This is a genomic window from Enterobacter sp. RHBSTW-00975, from assembly GCF_013615235.1.
In the GTDB taxonomy this organism is placed as follows: Bacteria; Pseudomonadota; Gammaproteobacteria; order Enterobacterales; family Enterobacteriaceae; genus Enterobacter; species Enterobacter ludwigii.
The window spans coordinates 3,144,325-3,165,411 of record NZ_CP055883.1 but is presented as its reverse complement, the minus strand read 5'-3'; the positions used below and the strand labels follow the sequence as shown (position 1 = coordinate 3,165,411).

At 54.7% G+C, this 21,087-nt stretch carries 16 protein-coding genes and 1 pseudogene; 10 read left to right on the top strand and 7 right to left on the bottom strand.

What is annotated here, in order from left to right; genetic code table 11:
• The first annotated feature begins 2 nt into the window (after positions 1-2).
• A pseudogene (gene fruA / locus HV340_RS15215) lies at positions 3-1,684 on the top strand (PTS fructose transporter subunit IIBC).
• A gap of 47 nt (positions 1,685-1,731) precedes the next feature.
• Here the strand turns inward: fruA and nfo are convergent.
• Together nfo and HV340_RS15205 are read right to left on the bottom strand one after the other, a co-directional pair.
• A complete protein-coding gene (nfo, locus tag HV340_RS15210) occupies positions 1,732-2,589 on the bottom strand; it encodes a deoxyribonuclease IV (protein WP_014170917.1) in 858 nt (285 codons plus the stop codon).
• A gap of 64 nt (positions 2,590-2,653) precedes the next feature.
• Complete coding sequence (locus tag HV340_RS15205) at positions 2,654-3,700, bottom strand: YeiH family protein (protein WP_032678578.1); 1,047 nt, start codon at positions 3,698-3,700, stop codon at positions 2,654-2,656.
• A gap of 98 nt (positions 3,701-3,798) precedes the next feature.
• Here HV340_RS15205 and yieE point away from each other — a divergent pair, with 98 nt between their 5' ends.
• Together yieE and HV340_RS15195 are read left to right on the top strand one after the other, a co-directional pair.
• The gene (gene yieE, locus HV340_RS15200) at positions 3,799-4,665 is read left to right on the top strand and encodes a DNA-binding transcriptional regulator YeiE (RefSeq protein ID WP_014170915.1); all 867 of its coding nucleotides are present in this window, start codon (positions 3,799-3,801) and stop codon (positions 4,663-4,665) included.
• Between the two features lie 171 nt (positions 4,666-4,836).
• On the top strand, positions 4,837-6,306 hold the full coding sequence (locus HV340_RS15195; RefSeq protein ID WP_020883191.1) for an amino acid permease: 1,470 nt from the start codon (positions 4,837-4,839) through the stop codon (positions 6,304-6,306).
• Positions 6,307-6,359: 53 nt separating this feature from the next.
• On the opposite strand, the gene HV340_RS15190 is transcribed toward HV340_RS15195, so the two are convergent.
• Both HV340_RS15190 and fghA read right to left on the bottom strand, forming a co-directional pair.
• The gene (locus HV340_RS15190; protein ID WP_059306568.1) at positions 6,360-8,345 is read right to left on the bottom strand and encodes a ligand-gated channel protein; all 1,986 of its coding nucleotides are present in this window, start codon (positions 8,343-8,345) and stop codon (positions 6,360-6,362) included.
• Positions 8,346-8,593: 248 nt separating this feature from the next.
• Positions 8,594-9,430 carry an S-formylglutathione hydrolase gene (fghA, locus tag HV340_RS15185; RefSeq protein WP_059306567.1) on the bottom strand — a complete coding sequence of 279 codons (837 nt, stop codon included), beginning with the start codon at positions 9,428-9,430 and terminating at the stop codon, positions 8,594-8,596.
• Positions 9,431-9,568: 138 nt separating this feature from the next.
• On the opposite strand from fghA, the gene HV340_RS15180 reads away from it, so the two are divergent.
• The 7 genes from HV340_RS15180 (at position 9,569) to mglC (ending at position 17,762) form a co-directional block, all read left to right on the top strand.
• The gene (locus tag HV340_RS15180; RefSeq protein WP_032678574.1) at positions 9,569-10,717 is read left to right on the top strand and encodes a YbfB/YjiJ family MFS transporter; all 1,149 of its coding nucleotides are present in this window, start codon (positions 9,569-9,571) and stop codon (positions 10,715-10,717) included.
• A gap of 102 nt (positions 10,718-10,819) precedes the next feature.
• Positions 10,820-11,488 carry a GTP cyclohydrolase I FolE gene (gene folE / locus HV340_RS15175; RefSeq protein ID WP_020883194.1) on the top strand — a complete coding sequence of 223 codons (669 nt, stop codon included), beginning with the start codon at positions 10,820-10,822 and terminating at the stop codon, positions 11,486-11,488.
• Positions 11,489-11,506: 18 nt separating this feature from the next.
• Complete coding sequence (gene yeiB / locus HV340_RS15170; RefSeq protein ID WP_059306320.1) at positions 11,507-12,664, top strand: DUF418 domain-containing protein YeiB; 1,158 nt, start codon at positions 11,507-11,509, stop codon at positions 12,662-12,664.
• Between the two features lie 155 nt (positions 12,665-12,819).
• Complete coding sequence (gene galS, locus HV340_RS15165) at positions 12,820-13,842, top strand: HTH-type transcriptional regulator GalS (protein ID WP_020883196.1); 1,023 nt, start codon at positions 12,820-12,822, stop codon at positions 13,840-13,842.
• 295 nt (positions 13,843-14,137) lie between these two features.
• The gene (gene mglB, locus HV340_RS15160; RefSeq protein ID WP_014170907.1) at positions 14,138-15,136 is read left to right on the top strand and encodes a galactose/glucose ABC transporter substrate-binding protein MglB; all 999 of its coding nucleotides are present in this window, start codon (positions 14,138-14,140) and stop codon (positions 15,134-15,136) included.
• 79 nt (positions 15,137-15,215) lie between these two features.
• A complete protein-coding gene (mglA, locus tag HV340_RS15155; protein ID WP_020883197.1) occupies positions 15,216-16,736 on the top strand; it encodes a galactose/methyl galactoside ABC transporter ATP-binding protein MglA in 1,521 nt (506 codons plus the stop codon).
• A 15-nt stretch (positions 16,737-16,751) separates the two neighbouring features.
• A complete protein-coding gene (gene mglC / locus HV340_RS15150) occupies positions 16,752-17,762 on the top strand; it encodes a galactose/methyl galactoside ABC transporter permease MglC (RefSeq protein ID WP_014170905.1) in 1,011 nt (336 codons plus the stop codon).
• 49 nt (positions 17,763-17,811) lie between these two features.
• Here the strand turns inward: mglC and HV340_RS15145 are convergent, their stop codons facing one another.
• The 3 genes from HV340_RS15145 to cdd all read right to left on the bottom strand — a co-directional run bounded on the left by HV340_RS15145 (position 17,812) and on the right by cdd (position 21,053).
• The gene (locus HV340_RS15145) at positions 17,812-19,200 is read right to left on the bottom strand and encodes a glutamine synthetase family protein (protein ID WP_053058884.1); all 1,389 of its coding nucleotides are present in this window, start codon (positions 19,198-19,200) and stop codon (positions 17,812-17,814) included.
• A 121-nt stretch (positions 19,201-19,321) separates the two neighbouring features.
• Positions 19,322-20,041 carry an outer membrane permeability protein SanA gene (gene sanA / locus HV340_RS15140; protein ID WP_014170903.1) on the bottom strand — a complete coding sequence of 240 codons (720 nt, stop codon included), beginning with the start codon at positions 20,039-20,041 and terminating at the stop codon, positions 19,322-19,324.
• A 127-nt stretch (positions 20,042-20,168) separates the two neighbouring features.
• Positions 20,169-21,053, bottom strand: a complete 885-nt coding sequence (cdd, locus tag HV340_RS15135; protein WP_059306319.1) for a cytidine deaminase — start codon at positions 21,051-21,053, stop codon at positions 20,169-20,171.
• Positions 21,054-21,087 lie beyond the last annotated feature (34 nt).

Here is a 21,087-nt window from a genome sequence, read left to right as displayed (position 1 = left end):
TAATGAAAACGCTGCTGATCATTGACTCCGGTCTCGGACAGGCTCGCGCCTATATGGCGAAGACCTTGCTGGGAGCGGCGGCGAACAAAGCACATCTCGAGATGACGGATAACCCGGGCGACGCCGAAATGGTGATTGTTCTGGGTGATAAAATTCCCGCTGACAGTGCGCTGAATGGCAAAAAAGTGTGGCTGGGCGATATCAATCGCGCGGTGGCACACCCGGAACTGTTCCTGAGCGAAGCGAAAGGTCATGCGTCTGTTTACAGCGCACCGGTCGCGGCGCCAGTTGCCGCGTCCGGACCAAAACGTATCGTGGCGATCACGGCCTGCCCGACGGGCGTGGCTCATACCTTTATGGCGGCTGAAGCCATTGAAACCGAAGCGAAAAAACGCGGCTGGTGGGTAAAAGTTGAAACACGTGGATCCGTTGGTGCGGGCAACGCAATCACCCCTGAAGAGGTGGCTGAAGCCGATCTGGTGATGGTTGCGGCTGACATCGAAGTGGACCTGGCGAAATTTGCCGGTAAGCCGATGTACCGCACGTCAACGGGCCTGGCGCTGAAAAAGACCGCTCAGGAGTTTGATAAAGCGCTGGTGGAAGCGAAGCCGTATCAGGCAACGGGGTCCACGCAAACTGCGACGGAAGGTAAGAAAGAGTCAGCTGGCGCCTATCGCCATCTGCTGACCGGCGTGTCTTATATGCTGCCGATGGTGGTGGCGGGCGGTCTGTGTATTGCCCTCTCGTTCGCGTTTGGTATTACCGCGTTTAAAGAAGAAGGCACGCTGGCTGCTGCCCTGATGCAGATTGGTGGTGGTTCCGCGTTTGCCCTGATGGTGCCGGTGCTGGCAGGCTTTATCGCCTTCTCCATCGCTGACCGTCCGGGCCTGACGCCGGGTCTTATCGGCGGTATGCTGGCGGTGAGCACCGGTTCTGGCTTTATCGGCGGTATCATTGCCGGTTTCCTGGCGGGTTAGTTGCGAAGCTTATCAGCTCGAAGCTGAAACTGCCGCAGAGTATGGAAGCACTGAAACCGATCCTGATCATCCCGTTGATTTCCAGCCTGGTGGTGGGCCTGGCGATGATTTACCTCATCGGTAAACCTGTAGCGGGTATCCTGGCGGGTCTGACCCACTGGCTGCAAACCATGGGTACTGCGAATGCGGTACTGCTGGGAGCTATTCTCGGTGGCATGATGTGTACCGACATGGGTGGCCCGGTGAACAAAGCAGCATACGCATTCGGTGTTGGCCTGCTGAGTACCCAGACCTACGCGCCAATGGCAGCGATTATGGCGGCCGGTATGGTGCCACCATTGGCTCTTGGCCTGGCAACCATCATTGCACGTCGTAAGTTCGACAAAGCGCAGCAGGAAGGGGGGAAAGCCGCCCTGGTACTTGGCCTGTGCTTTATCACCGAAGGGGCAATTCCGTTCGCGGCGCGTGACCCAATGCGCGTGCTGCCATGCTGTATCGTGGGGGGCGCGGTAACCGGTGCTATCTCCATGGCGGTTGGCGCGAAACTGATGGCACCACATGGCGGTCTGTTCGTGCTGCTGATCCCAGGTGCAATCACGCCAGTGCTGGGTTATCTGCTGGCGATTGTGGCCGGTACGCTGGTGGCAGGTCTCTCTTACGCGGTGCTGAAACGCCCGGAAGCGGAAGGGGTCGCGAAAGCGGCGTAAGCGGTAAAACAATAAAAAAGCCGGGTGCTTATGCGACCCGGCTTTTTTTATGCCGCCTGTTCAGCGGTTTGCTGTGCCTTCAGCCAGGCAATCTCTTCTGCCCAGATGTCCGGATTAATGGTTTCCAGCACCATCGGGATACCGTCGAAACGGGCATCCTGCATAATAAAGCGGAACGCATCGTGGCCGATATTGCCTTCACCGAGGCTGTGATGGCGGTCCACGCGACTGCCAAACGCGCTTTTCGCATCGTTCAAGTGCATTCCGCGCAGATACTTGAAGCCCACAATGCGTTCAAACTCATCGAAGGTCTTTTTCGTCTCATCAAGCGTTCGCAGATCGTAACCCGCGGCAAAGGCATGGCAGGTATCAATACATACGCCCACGCGGGATTTATCCTCCACGCCGTCAATAATGGCCGCCAGATGTTCGAACTTAAAGCCGAGGTTACTGCCCTGACCGGCGGTGTTCTCGATGACCGCCGTCACGCCCTGGGTTTTATCCAGCGTGATGTTGATGGATTCGGCAATGCGCGCCAGACAGGCATCTTCGTCAATCTGCATCAGATGACTTCCCGGATGGAAGTTCAACAGCGTCAGCCCAAGCTGCTCGCAGCGCTGCACTTCATCAAGAAACGCCTCGCGGGATTTCTCCAGCGCCTCCTGCACGGGATGGCCGAGGTTAATGAGATAGCTGTCGTGGGGAAGGATTTGGCCCGGCCCGTAGTGGTATTTCTCACAGGCGGCTTTGAAATCATCAATCACTTCAGAGGTGAGCGGGGCGGCGCGCCACTGGCGCTGGTTCTTGGTGAACAGGGCGAAAGCGGTCGCCTCAATTTCGGCGGCGCGAATGGCGGCATTCGCAAGGCCACCTGCAGCGCTGACGTGCGCTCCAACATATTTCATAAAGGGACTCCTGTTAACCCGAAATACGTATGATAGCGGGTTAACAGGAGAAGGATGAAGTGGTTTATGCCATCAGGCTATGTACCGCGAGGTTAATCGCACCGCCACCAACGATCAGCCAGATGAAGAGTACCAGCGCCATCAGCAGCGGTTTTGCACCTGCTTTTTTCAGCGCGCTCACGTGTGTCGTGACCCCGAGCGCCGCCATCGCCATCGCCAGCAGGACGGTATCCAGCGTGACCAGCATATCCACCACGGCTTTCGGCAGCAGGTGGAAGGAGTTAAATACCGCCACCACGATGAAAAGAATCGCAAACCATGGAATGGTGATTTTACTCTTCTGGCTGCTGCCTGCCGGCGCGAGTTGTTTTACGCGAGCGGCCAGGATAATCAGGAACGGAGCCAGCATCATGACGCGCAGCATTTTGGCAATGACCGCGGCATTTTCCGCATCCGGATTAATGGCGTGACCCGCCGCCACCACCTGAGCCACTTCATGCATGGTTGAACCAATATAAATGCCGTAGGTCTCCGGACTAAACCAGTGCGCAACCAGCGGGTACATGGCCGGGTAGAGGAAAATCGCCAGCGTACCGAAAATAACCACGGTCGCGACGGCAACCGTCACTTTGCTGGATTCTGCCTTAACGACAGGCTCGGTTGCCAGTACCGCGGCAGCCCCGCAAATGCTGCTGCCGGCACCAATCAGCCAGCTGGTTTGTTTATCCAGCCCAAACACTTTCTGGCCGATAAAGCAGGCCAGTAAAAAGGTGCTGGTCAGGGTCAGGACGTCAATAGCGATCCCGCTGACGCCGACATCCGCAATCTGTGAAAAGGTCAGGCGGAAGCCGTAAAGGATAATCCCAAGGCGCAGCAGATGCTGTTTGGCGAAAATAACCCCGCCATCACAGGACTTCCAGATATGGGGGTAAACGGTATTTCCCACCACCATGCCGAGCAATATTGCCAGCGTTAAGGCACTAAAACCTGCCCCGGCGACGGCCGGAATGCTGCCGCCCCATAACGCTACGCCAGTTACCACCGCGCTGAGCGCAAGACCCGGCACGAAGTGCCACAATGTACGTTGATGCTGTAAGGTGTGTTCTGACATAACCTTCTCCTTTATCTGGCTAAAAGGTTACGGCGTTGTGGCTTAAAAATAAAATTGATTATATACTTATAATCAATCTATATAAGTGGTAAGTGACCATGCACATTACGTTGCGTCAGCTGGAAGTTTTTGCCGAAGTGCTGAAAAGCGGGTCGACGACGCAGGCCTCGCAAATGCTGGCGCTGTCCCAGTCCGCGGTAAGCGCGGCCCTGACCGATCTGGAAGGGCAACTGGGGGTTCAGCTTTTCGACAGAGTGGGGAAACGGCTGGTCGTCAATGAACATGGCCGCCTGCTGTACCCGCGCGCGCTGGCATTGCTGGAGCAGGCGACTGAAATCGAACAATTGTTCCGCGAAGAGAACGGGGCCATCCGCGTTTACGCCAGCAGTACGATCGGCAATTACATTCTGCCGGAAGTGATTGCCCGCTATCGCCGGGATTTCCCGACCCTGCCGCTGGAGATGAGCGTTGGCAATAGCCAGGATGTCATCAATGCGGTGATCGATTTCCGCGTGGACATCGGTTTGATTGAAGGGCCGTGTCACAACGTCGATATCATTGCTGAACCCTGGCTGGAAGATGAGCTGGTGGTGTTCGCCTCGCCAGCCTCTTCTTTATTACAGGGTGAAGTGACGCTGGAACGGCTGGCTCAGGCGCAGTGGATCCTCCGGGAACAGGGCTCCGGTACCCGTGAAATTGTCGATTACCTGCTGCTCTCTCACCTGCCGCATTTCCGGCTGAGTATGGAGCTGGGCAACTCGGAAGCCATCAAACACGCGGTCCGTCATGGGCTGGGCATCAGCTGTCTCTCCCGGCGGGTGATTGCTGAACAGCTTGAGGCCGGCACGCTGGTCGAAATACCGCTCCCGTTGCCTAAACTGGTGCGCACGTTGTGGTGCATTCATCATCGTCAGAAACACCTTTCCAGCTCGCTGCAGCGTTTTCTGCGCTATTGCGACATGTAAACCCGCAATGCGGATCCTCTCTCCGTTGGGAGAGGGGAGATGCAGATGCGTGCTTTACTTATAATCCTGGCCGAGTCATGAAGCTCTCTTATAACTGAGCATTTCTGCCGGAAGGAACGCGTATCGTCTGCTACAATCGCGCCTCATTTGTTGAAGGGACAGCATTTTCACATGGTTTCAGAAATTAAAACCACAGAAGCGCCCGCGCTACGTCGCGAACTTAAGGCGCGTCACCTGACGATGATCGCTATCGGCGGTTCAATCGGTACAGGTCTTTTTGTTGCCTCTGGCGCAACAATTTCGGCAGCCGGCCCGGGTGGGGCACTTTTCTCTTATATCCTGATTGGCCTGATGGTGTACTTCCTGATGACCAGTCTGGGCGAACTGGCGGCGTACATGCCGGTATCCGGTTCGTTTTCGACCTACGGTCAAAAATACGTTGAAGAAGGCTTCGGCTTCGCGCTGGGCTGGAACTACTGGTACAACTGGGCCGTTACTATCGCCGTTGACCTGGTCGCCGCACAGCTGGTGATGAACTGGTGGTTCCCGGACACGCCAGGCTGGATCTGGAGTGCGCTGTTCCTGGCGGTGATCTTCCTGCTCAACTACATCTCCGTGCGTGGTTTTGGCGAAGCGGAATACTGGTTCTCTTTGATCAAAGTGGCAACCGTCATCATCTTTATCGTCGTCGGTGTGGCGATGATCGTTGGTATTTTCAAAGGCGCTCAACCTGCAGGATGGAGTAACTGGAGCATTGGCGATGCGCCATTTGCGGGTGGATTCTCGGCCATGATTGGCGTGGCGATGATTGTCGGCTTCTCCTTCCAGGGAACCGAGCTGATCGGGATTGCTGCCGGTGAATCCGAGAACCCGGAGAAGAACATTCCACGCGCGGTGCGTCAGGTATTCTGGCGTATCCTGCTGTTCTATGTGTTTGCGATTTTGATTATCAGCCTGATCATTCCTTACACCGATCCAAGCCTGCTGCGCAATGATGTGAAAGACATCAGCGTTAGCCCGTTCACGCTGGTCTTCCAGCATGCCGGTCTGCTCTCCGCCGCGGCGGTGATGAACGCCGTTATCCTGACTGCCGTGCTCTCAGCGGGTAACTCCGGCATGTATGCGTCTACCCGTATGCTCTATACCCTGGCATGCGACGGCAAAGCGCCACGCATCTTTTCTAAGCTGTCCCGTGGCGGCGTACCGCGTAACGCCCTGTATGCCACAACGGTGATTGCCGGTCTGTGCTTCCTGACCTCCATGTTTGGTAACCAGACGGTGTATCTGTGGCTGCTCAATACGTCCGGTATGACGGGCTTTATTGCCTGGCTCGGGATTGCTATCAGCCACTATCGCTTCCGTCGCGGTTACGTTATGCAAGGTCATGACATTAATGACCTGCCGTATCGCTCAGGGTTCTTCCCTCTGGGGCCTATTTTCGCCTTCATTCTGTGCCTGATTATTACGCTGGGACAGAACTATGAAGCGTTCCTTGCGGACCGTATTGACTGGGGTGGTGTAACGGCGACCTACATCGGTATTCCGCTGTTCCTGATAATCTGGTTTGGTTACAAACTGACGAAGGGGACGCGCTTTGTTCGCTACAGTGAAATGGAATTCCCGGGACGCGTAAAACAATAACCGCACTTCCTCTCTTTTAGCCCGCTCGGTTGAGCGGGCTTTTTTATTGGCGATCAGAAGCTGTAGGTCATGCCGACAGTGTAACGGCGGCCATCAAGTACGGTATCGTAAGTCTCGTAATCAATCTGTTTATCCAGCACGTTATACACGCCTGCGGTTACCAGCAGGTTCTTATTGGCGTTATAACGCAGACCCACATCAACCTGCGTGTAAGACGGTGTGCCCTGTGACATTGAGGTCCGGCTGAGATACTCAGAAGATTTGCCGCGGAAGTTCAGGCGGCTCCAGAAGCCCACATCCTGCGTGGCCTGCCAGTCCAGCGTGGTGTTGAACATATGCTTAGGCATTTTATTCAGTGGCTTACCGGAGAACTGACCGCTCTTCTGCTCGGATTCGGTATAGGTGTAGTTAGCCGTCCAGTTAACATTACGGGTGATTTTCCAGCCGAAAGTGGATTCCACACCGCGCATGTTGGCTTTGTCGACGTTGACCCGGTCGCTGACAAAATCGTAGGGATGGCCGCCAATCGTACAGGCAGGGTCGGCACTGCTGTTACAGCGACGTACTTCAGTGATTTTGTTTTTGAAGTCGGTATTGAACAGCGTAACGCCGGCGTTAAGATTGTCATTGTTATCCCAGAGCAGGGCGATCTCTTCGCTCAGGCTCTTCTCCGGCTTGAGGTCCGGGTTACCCACGATCATGCCATCCAGCCGACCGCCGCCCGTTGCCTGACCCCAGTTGGCGGAGGACTGACGCAGATCCGGTGCACGGTAGCCGGCAGAAACGCCCCCTTTTAACGTCCACTGTTCTGCAAGGTGCCACACCCCATAACCGCGAGGCGTCCAGTTGGTGCCATAGTTCTGGTCTTTATCCATACGCAGACCACCGGTCGCCGTGAAGCTATCGGTCATCGCCCACTCATCTTCAGCAAACAGCGCCCAGCTCCAGCGCGTCAGTTTGTTGAGCCCGTCCGCCGCCTCAAGCTGGTTACCGTTGTCACGCAGCTTCTCATAGCGATACTGACCGCCGAGGGTCAGGGTATGGTCGCCGAGGAAGATCTGGTTCTGGTTGTTGAAAGTGGTGTTATACGAACGCATTTTGCGAACCGGGTTATTGGTCTCTTCCTGCTGGATGTAGCTGGTAGTGTTGAAGTCGCTGTAGTAACCGCTGTGGGTAAGGGAATAGGTCGTATGTTCGTAGCGGGTTTCGCTTTTGCTGTTTGGCGTGCAGGTTGTCCCGCGGCAGGTTTCAGTCGCTTTCGACTTGCCCGGCGTGCTGTTTCGGTCCTGAAGTTCGCGGGCAAAATCGAGGTCAAAATCGTTCTGCTCGTCCGGGGTAAAGTTCAGCGTGATCCCGCCGTTACGCATTTTCTGCTCATTGAAACCGTTCAGGATCTGATCTTCCGCGCGACGTGAGAGTAGGCCTGTCACTTTTGCACCGAGCAGTCCGTCAATTAACGGGCCGGAAGCGTAGGCGTTGGTCTGGAAGATATCCCCGGAATCATGGTTCTCCTGGAACGTGGCATCGCCGTGTAACGATCCGGTCCAGGCTTTGGTATTCGAGACTTTTTTGGTAATGATGTTGATTACGCCGCCCATTGCATCTGAGCCATAGAGCGATGACATGGGCCCGCGGATCACTTCGATGCGCTCGATAGACTCCAGCGGCGGTAGCCAGCCTTGCTCAATGCCCGAGTTATCGCTGTTCGGGCGCGTGCTGCGCGTACTGACGCGCTTGCCATTGACCAGGAACAGGGTGTACTGGGACGCCATGCCGCGAATGCTGATATCGCTGCTGCTTCCGCCGCCCGTGACGACGACGCCCGGGACATCTTTTAGCGCATCGGTCACATCGCGGTAAGCCTTGTCTTCAATCTGCTGCTTTGAAATGACGGAGATAGAGGCCGGGGCATTCTGGATTTTTTGCTCAAAACCCGTGGCGGTCACCACCACGGTATCCGGGTCGGCTGCGTGAGCAAGAGGGGAGAGCATGGCGGCGCTGATGGCAACAGCCAGTAACGTAACGCGTGGTATTGTCATTTGAACATTCCATATCAAAAAGAAAAACACTCCATCGGGTAACCCTGAGAACTGTATGTATTTGTCTTGTAAGAACTCTTTGTGATGGAGAAGAGCCTGGAATTGTACAAAAGAATGTGAAATTGTAAACACAAATGATAATCGAAATCATTTGTGTTTTGATGTTGATCGAAGAAACAGGCTTTTATTCAAGGGGATAGGTTTTGAGGCCCGGCAGACGGAGCGCCACCGGGCAAGAAGGGAGGAACTTACTTAAACAGATGCGCCGCATGGAAGCGGAGATGATCTTCAATAAATGACGCCATAAAGTAATAGCTGTGGTCATACCCTGGCTGGATACGCAGCGTCAGCGGCCAGTCCTTCTGGCGTGCCGCTTCGGCCAGAACCGCAGGTTGTAGCTGACCGGCGAGGAACTGATCCGCATCGCCCTGATCGATCAGCGTCGGGATGGCGTCCCCCGTGTTGCTGGCCAGCATCAGCACACAGCTGTCCCACGCCTGCCATTTATCCGTGTCACTGCCCAGGTAATGGGTGAAGGCTTTCTGACCCCATGGCACCTGAGTGGGGTTCACAATCGGAGCGAATGCCGACACGCTGGTGTATTTTCCCGGGTTTTTCAGCGCCATGATCAACGCGCCGTGTCCACCCATGGAGTGTCCGCTAATAGCACAGCGGTCGCTAACCTCAAATTCGGCCTGAACCAGCGCAGGCAGTTCGTCACGAATGTAATCATACATGCGGTAATGACGTGCCCAGGGCTGCTCTGTCGCGTTCAGGTAGAATCCGGCGCCTTTGCCCAGATCGTACCCGGCATCATCGGCGACATCATCGCCACGCGGGCTGGTGTCAGGCATGACCAGCGCAATCCCCAGTTCAGCCGCAATACGCTGCGCGCCCGCTTTGGTGGTGAAGTTTTCGTCGGTACAGGTTAAACCGGACAGCCAGAACAGCACGGGTGGCTTTACGCCCGTTTCAGTTGGCGGCAAAAAAATGCTGAACGTCATGGCACAGTTCAGTACGCTGGAGTCGTGCCGCCAGCGCTGCTGTCGACCTTCAAAACAACGATGCTCTTCGAGCAGTTCCATGCAGGGCTCCTTAATACGAATTGCTATTCACTCGGCCCATAATACAGAGTTTTCATTTACCTGTGAGTAACTTTCACTTTCGCAGGACGGTAAGATGCGGCATCATAAATTAACTTTTCTTTAACAATTGGAGCGGTCATGGCGCTGCGTATCGCGCTCAGTGGGTTTGTGGTTCTGGTGGTAGCGATGGGGATAGGACGCTTTGCTTTTACCCCTCAGGTGCCGCTAATGATTGCCGCCGGGCAACTCACGCTCACCAGCGCGGGCCTGGTGGCGGCGATGAACTATCTGGGCTATCTGGTGGGAGCATGGGATGCAATGCGTGCGCACCGCTTCGTTGAAACACGCCTCTGGTTGGGTATTTTTGGTGCAGTTGCGCTGACGCTGCTTTCCGCTGCGGCCGATAACGCCGTGGTACATGGCCTGCTGCGCTTTGTGATTGGCTGCATGAGTGGCTGGTCGATGGTGCTGATTGCCGCCTGGACCAACGAGCGGCTGGGACAACTGGGGAAACCGGGTCTCAGCGCCGCGGTATTTGCCGGGCCAGGTGCAGGTATTGCGCTCAGCGGGCTGCTTGCCGTCTATATCCAGGCTAAGGCGCTTTCCGCCGGTGCAGCATGGCAAATCTACGGCGTACTAGCGCTGGTGCTTATCGCGCTGGTGGCCCGGTATCTGCCGCGTGCGGGTCAACTTCACCGGCCGGGCAGCGCACCGGAACCGCTCGTCCTGACGAAGAATTTAAAGCGCCTGGTCTGGAGCTACAGCCTGGCCGGGTTTGGCTATATCCTTCCGGCGACCTTTTTATCGCAAATGGCGGCCGTGCGTTTTCCCGGCAGTCTGTTTGCCCAGTTTGTCTGGCCGATATTTGGTATTGCCGCCGTGGCGGGCATTGCGCTCAGCATCGTTTTACGCCACACCTCAACCTCAAACCGCAGGTTGGCTATCGTATTGTGGTTGCAGGGGGCCGGCGTACTGGCAGCCTGGCTGCTGCCGGGGATTGGCGGGTTACTGACCGGCGGCTTGCTCGTTGGGGGCGGGTTCTTGTGTGCCGTTCAGCTCTCTTTACTTTATGGGCGCGAACTGGCACCAGATCACACGCGCTACATGGCGGGACTGCTTACTACCGGTTATGCCATCGGTCAGTTGATTGGCCCGGTAACGTCGGCGTTGTCGACGTGGCTCACGCACCGACTGGAGCCTGCGCTGGGGCTGGCGGGCGTCGCGCTGTTCATCGGCGGCGCACTGGTCTGGGATCGTCAGGCCGAAAGGCAACAGCAATTGCAATAATTATCGTCGTGAATACTGGATTATGTGCGCCGCCTCACGCACAATGAGCGCACACTTTTGCCACAACGAGGGCAAAAGACGCCACACCTGCAGGAGAAAAGAATGCCATCACTCAGTAAAGAAGCAGCCCTGGTTCACGAAGCTCTGGTTGCGCGTGGTCTTGAAACGCCACTGCGTCCACCCGTTCAGGAACTGGACAATGAAACCCGTAAGCATCTGATTGCTGGGCATATGACCGAGATCATGCAACTGCTGAATCTCGATCTGAGCGACGACAGTCTGATGGAGACGCCGCACCGTATCGCAAAAATGTACGTTGACGAAATTTTCTCCGGCCTGGATTACGCCAATTTCCCGAAAATCACCGTCATTGAAAACAAAATGAAGGTGGATGAGATGGTAACGGTACGTGATATCACGTTAACCAGTACCTGCGAACACCACTTCGTGACCATCGACGGTAAAGCGACCGTGGCTTATATTCCTAAAGATACGGTGATTGGTCTGTCGAAGATTAACCGCATCGTGCAGTTCTTTGCTCAGCGTCCACAGGTGCAGGAGCGTCTGACGCAGCAGATCCTGACCGCGCTGCAAACGCTGCTGGGCACCAATAACGTGGCAGTATCTATCGATGCCGTTCACTACTGTGTGAAAGCGCGCGGCGTGCGTGATGCCACCAGTGCGACCACCACGACGTCGCTGGGCGGTCTGTTTAAATCCAGCCAGAACACCCGCCAGGAGTTTCTGCGCGCCGTGCGTCACCACAACTAATCTGACAGGGCAGGCTACATGGAGCGAAACGTCACGCTCGATTTTGTTCGAGGCGTCGCCATTCTCGGTATCCTGCTGCTTAACATCAGCGCCTTCGGCTTGCCGAAGGCGGCGTATCTCAATCCTGCGTGGTATGGCGACATCACCCGCAGCGATGCCTGGACGTGGGCCATCCTCGATCTCTTTGCCCAGGTCAAATTCCTCACCCTGTTTGCCCTGCTGTTTGGCGCAGGCCTGCAGCTACTGCTCAGGCGCGGCACGCGCTGGATCCAGTCGCGTCTGACGTTGCTGGTGATCCTCGGCTTTATTCACGGGCTGTTCTTCTGGGATGGCGACATTCTTCTCGCCTATGGCTTAGTCGGGCTGATTTGCTGGCGGCTCATTCGCGATGCGCACAGCGTAAAAAGCCTGTTTAACACGGGCGTGATGCTTTACGTCATGGGCCTTGGCGTGCTGTTACTGCTGGGGATAATCTCCGGTGATGCGGCAAACCGTTCATGGATCCCCGATGCCGCCAACCTTCAGTACGAGCAGTACTGGAAGCTGAAAGGAGGCACGGAAGCGATAAGCAACCGTGCGGATATGCTTGGCGATAACCTGCTGGCGCTGGGCGCACAATATGGCTGGCAGCTGGCAGGGATGATGCTGATGGGGGCATCACTGATGCGCACCGGCTGGCTGAAAGGGGAGTTTTCCCTTCGCCACTATCGCCTGACGGGAGCCGGGTTAATTCTTCTCGGCGTGCTGATTAATCTGCCGGCCGTGATCATGCAGTGGCATCTGCACTGGAACTACCGCTGGTGTGCGTTTCTGCTTCAGGTCCCGCGCGAGCTGAGCGCGCCCTTCCAGACGATTGGCTATGCGGCACTCATTTACGGCTTTTGGCCACAAATGTGTCGCGCATGGATTGTCAGTGCCATTGCCTGCGTAGGCCGTATGGCCCTCAGCAATTACATTCTGCAGACGCTGATATGCACCACGCTTTTCTATCGGTTTGGCCTGTTTATGAAATTCGACCGGCTTTCGCTGCTGGCGTTTGTTATCCCGGTCTGGATGGTTAACCTGGCGTTTTCTGTTCTCTGGCTACGTTATTTCCCCCAGGGGCCGCTGGAGTGGGTGTGGCGTCAGTTAACCGCACATGCTTCAGGGGTATCATTGAGAAATACATCCAGATAACGATCTGGATCACAATCATTAACAAAACGGATGTAAACGTTTTCATCTGTGTGAGCTTCTTCACGTAGTCCCCTTTCTCTCGCTGCCAAAATAGCCACCTTGCTAAACACAGGGGGTGTCTGTGAGTTGCTGCAATCCTTTGAAGGATGGTGAATATGATCACCATTCGTGACGTCGCCCGTCAGGCGGGTGTTTCCGTGGCTACCGTCTCACGCGTGCTGAACAACAGCGCGCTGGTCAGCCCTGACACCCGCGAAACCGTAATGAAAGCCGTGACCCAGCTGGGTTATCGCCCTAATGCCAATGCGCAGGCGCTAGCCACGCAGGTCAGCGATACCATTGGCGTGGTGGTGATGGATGTCTCTGATGCCTTTTTCGGTGCGCTGGTTAAAGCGGTAGACGTTGTCGCTCAGCAGCATCAGAAATACGTGCTGATTGGCAACAGCTATCACGAGGCTGAAAAAGAGCGTCATGCGATTGAAGTGCTGATCCGCCAGCGTTGTAACGCACTGATTGTGCACTCAAAAGCCTTAAGCGATGACGAAATTTCCGGGTTTATGGAGCAAATCCCGGGCATGGTGCTGATCAACCGTATTGTGCCAGGGTATGCCCACCGCTGCGTCGGGCTGGATAACGTCAGCGGGGCGATGATGGCCACCAAAATGCTCATCAACAACGGGCATCAGCGGATCGGTTTTTTGGCCTCCAGCCATCATATTGAAGATGATGAGCTGCGGCGCGAAGGCTGGCAAAACGCCCTTAAAGAACAGGGTATTACGCCGTCTGAAAGCTGGGTTGGAACCGGAACGCCGGATATGCAGGGCGGGGAGGCGGCGATGGTGGAGTTACTGGGCCGTAATCTGCAGCTGTCTGCCGTGTTTGCCTATAACGATAACATGGCGGCCGGGGCGCTGACTGCGCTGAAGGATAACGGCATTGCGGTGCCACAGCATTTATCGTTGATTGGTTTTGATGATATTCCCATTGCCCGTTACACCGACCCGCAGCTGACCACCGTGCGTTACCCCATTGCCTCTATGGCCAAACTGGCCACTGAGCTGGCGTTACAGGGGGCGGCAGGGCTGCTGGATCCGGGCGCAACACACTGTTTCATGCCGACTTTAGTGCGTCGACATTCTGTCGCTGCCCGGCAAATTGTGGTTCCGATCACTAACTGATTACATCAGCTGATGTAACCGTTTTCAATCTGTGAGTAAATTCACAGTATCTTAACAAGGCGCTGACTATGATGTCAGCGTTTTAGGGGCTGAAACGCTATGTAACAGTGATTAATCACTTTCACCATAGCCAATGTGCCGCAAACAACGAATAAAACGCATTTCTGGAGCGTTACCGAACACGGAAGAGAGAAATTTTATAAGTGAACTTCGGCTGTCAGTAACGTTTCATTAACACCTGCCTGCCGATCGTTATTCACAAGAACTACCCTGCATAAAAAAAACCGGAGATACCATGAATAAGAAGGTGTTGACCCTGTCTGCTGTAATGGCAAGCATGCTTTTTGGTGCAGCAGCGCACGCTGCGGATACCCGTATTGGTGTGACCATCTATAAATACGACGACAACTTCATGTCTGTTGTCCGTAAAGCTATCGAGAAAGATGCTAAAGCAGCGCCAGATGTTCAGCTGCTGATGAATGACTCCCAGAACGACCAGTCCAAACAGAACGACCAGATCGACGTTCTGCTGGCAAAAGGCGTGAAGGCACTGGCCATCAACCTGGTTGACCCAGCTGCGGCAGGCACGGTCATTGAAAAAGCGCGCGGCCAGAATGTGCCGATTGTCTTCTTCAACAAAGAACCTTCCCGTAAAGCGCTGGACAGCTATGACAAAGCGTTTTACGTCGGTACTGACTCCAAAGAGTCCGGCATTATTCAGGGCGATCTGATCGCTAAACACTGGGCGGCGAACCCGAACTGGGACCTGAACAAAGACGGCCAGATCCAGTTCGTGCTGCTGAAAGGCGAACCAGGCCATCCGGATGCTGAAGCCCGTACCACTTACGTTATCAAAGAGCTGAATGATAAGGGCCTGAAAACCCAGCAGCTGGCATTAGATACCGCGATGTGGGATACCGCTCAGGCGAAAGATAAGATGGACGCGTGGCTGTCCGGCCCGAACGCTAACAAAATCGAAGTGGTAATTGCCAACAACGATGCGATGGCTATGGGTGCGGTAGAAGCGCTGAAAGCGCACAACAAATCAGCCATTCCTGTGTTCGGTGTGGATGCACTGCCAGAAGCTCTGGCCCTGGTGAAATCCGGTGCAATGGCCGGGACCGTGCTGAACGATGCCAACAACCAGGCGAAAGCAACCTTCGATCTGGCGAAAAACCTGGCCGATGGCAAAGGTGCGGCAGACGGTACGACCTGGAAAATTGAAAACAAAATCGTTCGCGTACCTTACGTCGGCGTAGACCAGTCCAACCTGGCTGAGTTTATCGGTAAATAAGTTATTTGAATTGTCTTCACTGGGCGCAACTTGTTGCGCCCTTTTATAACGCGATATGCGAGGCCAACAAGGTATAATTATGGTCAGCACAAATACTCAGTCATCTGGTGAATACTTGTTGGAAATGAGCGCTATCAACAAGTCATTTCCCGGGGTTAAGGCACTCGATAATGTTAATTTAAAAGTTCGTCCTCACTCTATTCACGCATTAATGGGTGAGAACGGCGCAGGTAAATCAACATTATTAAAATGTCTTTTTGGGATCTATCAAAAAGATTCTGGCAGCATTCTTTTTCAGGGGAAAGAGATCGATTTCCATTCAGCAAAAGAAGCACTGGAAAACGGTATCTCAATGGTTCACCAGGAATTAAACCTGGTGCTGCAGCGTTCTGTTATGGATAACATGTGGTTGGGCCGTTATCCGACCAAAGGTGTCTTTGTCGATCAGGATAAAATGTATCGCGACACCAAAGCGATTTTCGATGAACTGGATATTGATATCGATCCGCGCGCCCGCGTGGGAACGTTATCCGTGTCCCAAATGCAGATGATCGAAATTGCCAAAGCGTTCTCCTATGATGCGAAAATCGTCATCATGGACGAACCGACATCGTCATTAACGGAAAAAGAGGTTAACCACCTTTTTACCATTATTCGTAAGCTCAAAGACCGCGGCTGCGGCATTGTTTATATCTCTCATAAAATGGAAGAGATCTTCCAGCTGTGTGATGAGATTACCATCCTGCGCGACGGCCAGTGGATTGCCACCCAGCCTCTCGAAGGGCTGGATATGGACAAGATCATCGCCATGATGGTGGGGCGCTCTCTGAACCAGCGCTTCCCGGACAAAGAGAACAAGCCGGGTGAAGTGATCCTTGAGGTTCGCAATCTCACCTCGCTGCGTCAGCCGTCTATTCGCGACGTCTCTTTTGACCTGCATAAAGGCGAAATTCTCGGTATCGCAGGTCTGGTCGGGGCAAAACGTACTGATATTGTCGAAACCCTGTTCGGTATTCGTGAGAAAGCCGCGGGCACCATCACGCTGCACGGTAAGAAAATCAATAACCACAGCGCCAACGAAGCCATTAATAATGGTTTTGCGCTGGTCACGGAAGAGCGTCGTTCGACCGGTATTTATGCGTATCTGGATATTAACTTTAACTCGTTAATTTCCAATATTCGCAACTATAAAAACAAAGTCGGGCTGCTGGATAACTCCCGCATGAAGAGCGATACCCAGTGGGTGATTGACTCCATGCGCGTCAAAACGCCAGGTCACCGCACGCAAATTGGTTCGCTGTCAGGCGGTAACCAGCAGAAGGTCATTATTGGTCGTTGGTTATTAACCCAGCCAGAAATCCTGATGCTGGATGAACCGACCCGCGGTATTGACGTCGGCGCGAAGTTTGAGATTTATCAGCTGATTGCCGAGCTGGCGAAAAAGAATAAAGGGATCATTATTATTTCTTCCGAAATGCCGGAATTGTTAGGGATCACAGATCGTATTCTGGTTATGAGCAATGGTCTCGTTGCCGGTATTGTTGACACCAAAACGACAACGCAAAACGAAATTTTGCGTCTTGCGTCTTTGCACCTTTAAGATCAGGGGCTCCTCATGAGTGCGTTAAATAAAAAAAGTTTTCTCACTTACCTGAAAGAAGGCGGTATTTACGTTGTTCTTTTAGTACTGCTGGCTATCATCATTTTCCAGGACCCTACGTTCTTAAGCCTGTTGAACCTCAGTAACATCCTGACCCAGTCCTCCGTGCGCATTATTATCGCGCTGGGCGTGGCGGGACTTATCGTGACGCAGGGGACTGACCTGTCAGCGGGACGTCAGGTTGGCCTCGCGGCGGTTATCGCGGCAACGCTGCTACAGTCGATGGAAAACGCCAACAAGGTGTTCCCGGAAATGGCGACCATGCCCATTTTCGTGGTGATCCTGATTGTCTGTGCGATCGGCGCAGTGATTGGTCTGATTAACGGCATCATTATCGCTTACCTGAACGTGACGCCATTTATCACCACCTTAGGTACGATGATCATCGTTTACGGTATCAACTCCCTGTACTACGACTTCGTAGGGGCGTCGCCAATCTCTGGCTTCGACAGCGGGTTCTCGACCTTTACGCAAGGGTTTATCGCGCTGGGCAGTTTCCGCCTGTCGTACATTACCTTCTACGCCCTGATTGCCGTCGCTTTTGTCTGGATCCTGTGGAACAAAACCCGCTTCGGTAAAAACATCTTCGCTATCGGCGGTAACCCGGAAGCGGCGAAAGTGTCCGGCGTCAACGTTGCCCTGAACCTGCTGATGATCTATGCCCTGTCAGGTGTGTTCTACGCCTTTGGTGGGATGCTGGAAGCGGGCCGTATCGGCTCTGCAACGAACAACCTGGGCTTCATGTACGAACTGGATGCGATCGCAGCCTGTGTGGTCGGCGGCGTCTCCTTTAGCGGCGGCGTGGGTACCGTGTTCGGCGTGGTAACCGGTGTCATCATCTTTACCGTAATCAACTACGGTCTGACCTACATCGGCGTGAACCCATACTGGCAGTACATCATCAAAGGCGGCATCATCATCTTTGCGGTCGCCCTGGATTCACTCAAATACGCGCGTAAAAAATAATCGCCTCTGGCATTACCTGGCCCGCTCATCGAGCGGGCTTTTTTGTGCTTCATGCCAGACTCGACTCCTCCCGGGTGACGATGCTCTCGAACCAGTCGAGCTCAGAGAGTTTGCAGGCAACCCACTGTTGAGAAAAAGCCTCTCCCAGGCTGTCGGTGAGATACTGACAGCGTGCAAATGTCTCAATCGCCTCCTGCTGAAACAGCGGCAGATCCGGCCCGTCCTGCTGAGGTTCAGGTAAATCCTGCTCGTCAAAATTTTCCAACCCGTACAGCATTCCGCTCAGAAGCGTTGCCACCACCAGATACGGATTGGCATCGGCCCCGGCCAGCCGGTACTCAATACGCCGGTTATGGTCATCAGAGCAGGGAATACGCAGCGCGGCGGAGCGGGTGTTATAGCCCCAGGAGTTAAATAGCGGTTCCGTGAGGTTTTTACGCAGGCGGCGGAATGCGTTAACGCCAGGGGCGAGAATGGCGATGGAGGCGGGCATCAGCGCCAGCTGGCCAGCGATGCAGAGGCGCATCATGCTGTTCAGCGCTTCCACCGGTGACGCGAATACATTTTCGCCATGAATATCGTTCAGGCTGAAATGAAAGTGCAAACCGCTGCCGGACTGCTGGCTGAACGGTTTGGCCATAAAGCTGGCCTGCAGACCTTGTTTCTCCGCAACGTAGCGGGTCAGGCGTCGCAGGGCCAGCACGTTATCGCAGACTTCAACGACGCGATGGCTATGCTTCAGGTTTAACTCGAACTGGCCAGATTCGGCTTCGGCCACGATCCCGGTCAGGGGGATACGCTGCAGGTGCGCCAGCTGCTCCAGCTCGTCAAACAGCGCCGCGTGTGCCGTTGAGGTATCCATATGAAAGCAGCCCTGATTTTGTGGATCCTGCGTGCCGCGCCCGGTCAGGTAAAACTCAATTTCCGGGGCAATCACCGGGAAGAGTCCGTGCTGATGGAAACGAGCCAGAACGTTTTGCAATATCACCCTTGGCTCAAGCGGGCACGGTTTGCCGTCGCTCTCTTTCATGGTCAGCAGGATCTGCGCGTTATGCTGAGGGTCTTGCGAACAGGGGCGCAGGGAACCGCCGACGGGAACGCAGAGCCGGTCGGGCTCATCATCAAGTGGGGCGGCTATTTTGCCTTTATGGTCCATGGAGTAGACGGAGAGGGGGAAGTAACAGCCTTTTTCCAGATTTAGCATGCTTTCCACCGAGAGCCGCTTGCCGCGCATAATGCCATTGATATCGTTCAGGTAAACGTCAATATGTTTCGTCTGCGGGTAACGTTCCAGGTAATCCGCCACTTCCAGCGAGACGTTGTGCTGCATGGCATCAAGTTTGTCATCAAGCCAGAGGCCAGCGTTGAGTGCCGTCGGGAGTGATAAACCCGGGAAGTTAAAATAGGGGCGGATATTTTTCAGGAAAAACGCATTCATTATTGAGTTCATAGTCATTCTTCAATGAAGCCGTAGCGGCAGTGAACTCAGCTTAAAAGGGGCGGCGTAAAGGCGGGATAAAAAGCGTTACGCACGGTATAAAGAAAGTATAAAGGCGAGGCTATTTTTTCTCTTTTTTCTGCATATCAAGCAGTTGTTCTGGCGTGACGGCCGGGTAGCCCTGCGCATCTTCCGGCACTTCATGCATCGCCGGAATGGGTACCAGCGGACCTAAAAAGCGCGGTTCACGTTTGAAGATGTACAGATCGGCCAGAGCGCCAAAACGCGCGCCAAACTCACGTACGCGGACGCTTAGCATATCTTTTGGCGACGGCACGGCGTAGCACTGCGCCTGAATACCCATATGCAATGCGATAAACAGCGCGCGTTCGCAGTGGAAGCGTTGGGTGATGATGATGAAATCGTTGGTATCGAACACCTTGCGCGTACGCACGATGGAATCCAGAGTGCGGAACCCGGCGTAGTCGAGCACGATATCGGCCGGATCGACGCCAGCGGCAATCAGGTCTTTGCGCATGGTGACCGGTTCGTTATAGCTTTGCAGCGCATTATCGCCGCTCAGCAGCAGGTAATTCACTTTGCCGCTGTTATACGCGTTCAGCGCGCCCTGAATGCGGTAACGGTAATACTGATTAATCACCCCGGTGCGGTAATACTTGGCGGTACCCAGCACAACGCCGACCTGACGATAGGGCAGGTCCTGCAGGTCGTCAAAGATATACGGAGCCGTTTTCCAGCTCATCCAGCGATCAAGACCCAGCACGATCAACAGCAGTATGCCGACCAGGACAGACAGGCTGTAAAAAGCGCGCTTTAACATGCAGATGGCTCGTACCGAAGGTGAAATTTAACTCAGGCTACTTTACCCGCCTGGTTAGCGCAAGAAACAGCGAATCAACTGAGGGGTTTTTCAGCAAAGCGGCGGGCATTTCTGCCCGCCGGAGGCATTACGCAAGCAAAACACGGTCAATAGTTGAGCAGCCGAGCGCTTTCAGCGTTGCGGCGGTGGCATCCCACTGGATCAACGGCGCGTCGGCTTTCTCTGCCAGAATAGCGCGCTGAATGTCCGGGTAGCCATAGCCATTGAGGCTCAGCAAATTCAGGGCGCCCTGAAGCGGTGGCAGCGTCGGGTTAAAGGCGGCGTTTTCGGCATAGCTTCCGGTGAAGATGCGACCATCACGACACTGCAGCGCCACACCGCTTGGGGAGTGACTGTATGGCGTGTGGCTCTTGTTCGCCGCACGAATCGCGGCTTCGCTCAGCGCATCACCGGAAAGGGCAAAACCGTGATCCTGTTCATCCATCAGCAGCGTTTTGATGTCGAGATCTTTCGGACCAAACGCGTCAGGCAGGTAATCCCCGAGGGTATGCGGCGCACGGCCTGGCAGATTGATGCGTAACTCCAGCCCGCTGTTCAGCTCGTTCATGAACTGGCGGCAGTGGCCGCAAGGGGTGTAGTTAACGGTAATGGCGCTCAGCGCTTGTTCACCGCGCAGCCAGGCGTGGCTGATGGCGCTTTGTTCCGCGTGAACGGTCTGCTGCATGGTCGCGCCCAGGAACTCCATGTTGCCACCGAAGTACCAGGTTCCGCTTACGCCGCGTGCAATCGCACCGACGTTGAAATGAGAGAGATCGGCGCGGGCGCAGGCTGCCGCCAGCGGCAGCAGCGCGAAGGCCAGCGCGTCGTCGTCCAGCCCTGTGGCTTTTTTCAGTGCCGTGACGTGTTCAGCCGTCAGCAGGGCCGGGAAATGCTCATCCGCCAGAATCGGGGCCAGAGCTGATTGCACATTCTCTGCAAGCTGGGCGAAAGCAGCTTGAAAACGTGGATGCATGGCGTTTGCCTCATAAAGGTTAATGGATCGGTAG

Excerpts from the sequence above, each read along its gene's own strand:
- nfo (WP_014170917.1), bottom strand. The coding sequence starts at position 2,589 with ATGAAATATGTTGGAGCGCACGTCAGCGCTGCAGGTGGCCTTGCGAAT.
- HV340_RS15205 (WP_032678578.1), bottom strand. The coding sequence starts at position 3,700 with ATGTCAGAACACACCTTACAGCATCAACGTACATTGTGGCACTTCGTG.
- yieE (WP_014170915.1), top strand. The coding sequence starts at position 3,799 with ATGCACATTACGTTGCGTCAGCTGGAAGTTTTTGCCGAAGTGCTGAAA.
- HV340_RS15195 (WP_020883191.1), top strand. The coding sequence starts at position 4,837 with ATGGTTTCAGAAATTAAAACCACAGAAGCGCCCGCGCTACGTCGCGAA.
- HV340_RS15190 (WP_059306568.1), bottom strand. The coding sequence starts at position 8,345 with ATGACAATACCACGCGTTACGTTACTGGCTGTTGCCATCAGCGCCGCC.
- fghA (WP_059306567.1), bottom strand. The coding sequence starts at position 9,430 with ATGGAACTGCTCGAAGAGCATCGTTGTTTTGAAGGTCGACAGCAGCGC.
- HV340_RS15180 (WP_032678574.1), top strand. The coding sequence starts at position 9,569 with ATGGCGCTGCGTATCGCGCTCAGTGGGTTTGTGGTTCTGGTGGTAGCG.
- folE (WP_020883194.1), top strand. The coding sequence starts at position 10,820 with ATGCCATCACTCAGTAAAGAAGCAGCCCTGGTTCACGAAGCTCTGGTT.
- yeiB (WP_059306320.1), top strand. The coding sequence starts at position 11,507 with ATGGAGCGAAACGTCACGCTCGATTTTGTTCGAGGCGTCGCCATTCTC.
- galS (WP_020883196.1), top strand. The coding sequence starts at position 12,820 with ATGATCACCATTCGTGACGTCGCCCGTCAGGCGGGTGTTTCCGTGGCT.
- mglB (WP_014170907.1), top strand. The coding sequence starts at position 14,138 with ATGAATAAGAAGGTGTTGACCCTGTCTGCTGTAATGGCAAGCATGCTT.
- mglA (WP_020883197.1), top strand. The coding sequence starts at position 15,216 with ATGGTCAGCACAAATACTCAGTCATCTGGTGAATACTTGTTGGAAATG.
- mglC (WP_014170905.1), top strand. The coding sequence starts at position 16,752 with ATGAGTGCGTTAAATAAAAAAAGTTTTCTCACTTACCTGAAAGAAGGC.
- HV340_RS15145 (WP_053058884.1), bottom strand. The coding sequence starts at position 19,200 with ATGAATGCGTTTTTCCTGAAAAATATCCGCCCCTATTTTAACTTCCCG.
- sanA (WP_014170903.1), bottom strand. The coding sequence starts at position 20,041 with ATGTTAAAGCGCGCTTTTTACAGCCTGTCTGTCCTGGTCGGCATACTG.
- cdd (WP_059306319.1), bottom strand. The coding sequence starts at position 21,053 with ATGCATCCACGTTTTCAAGCTGCTTTCGCCCAGCTTGCAGAGAATGTG.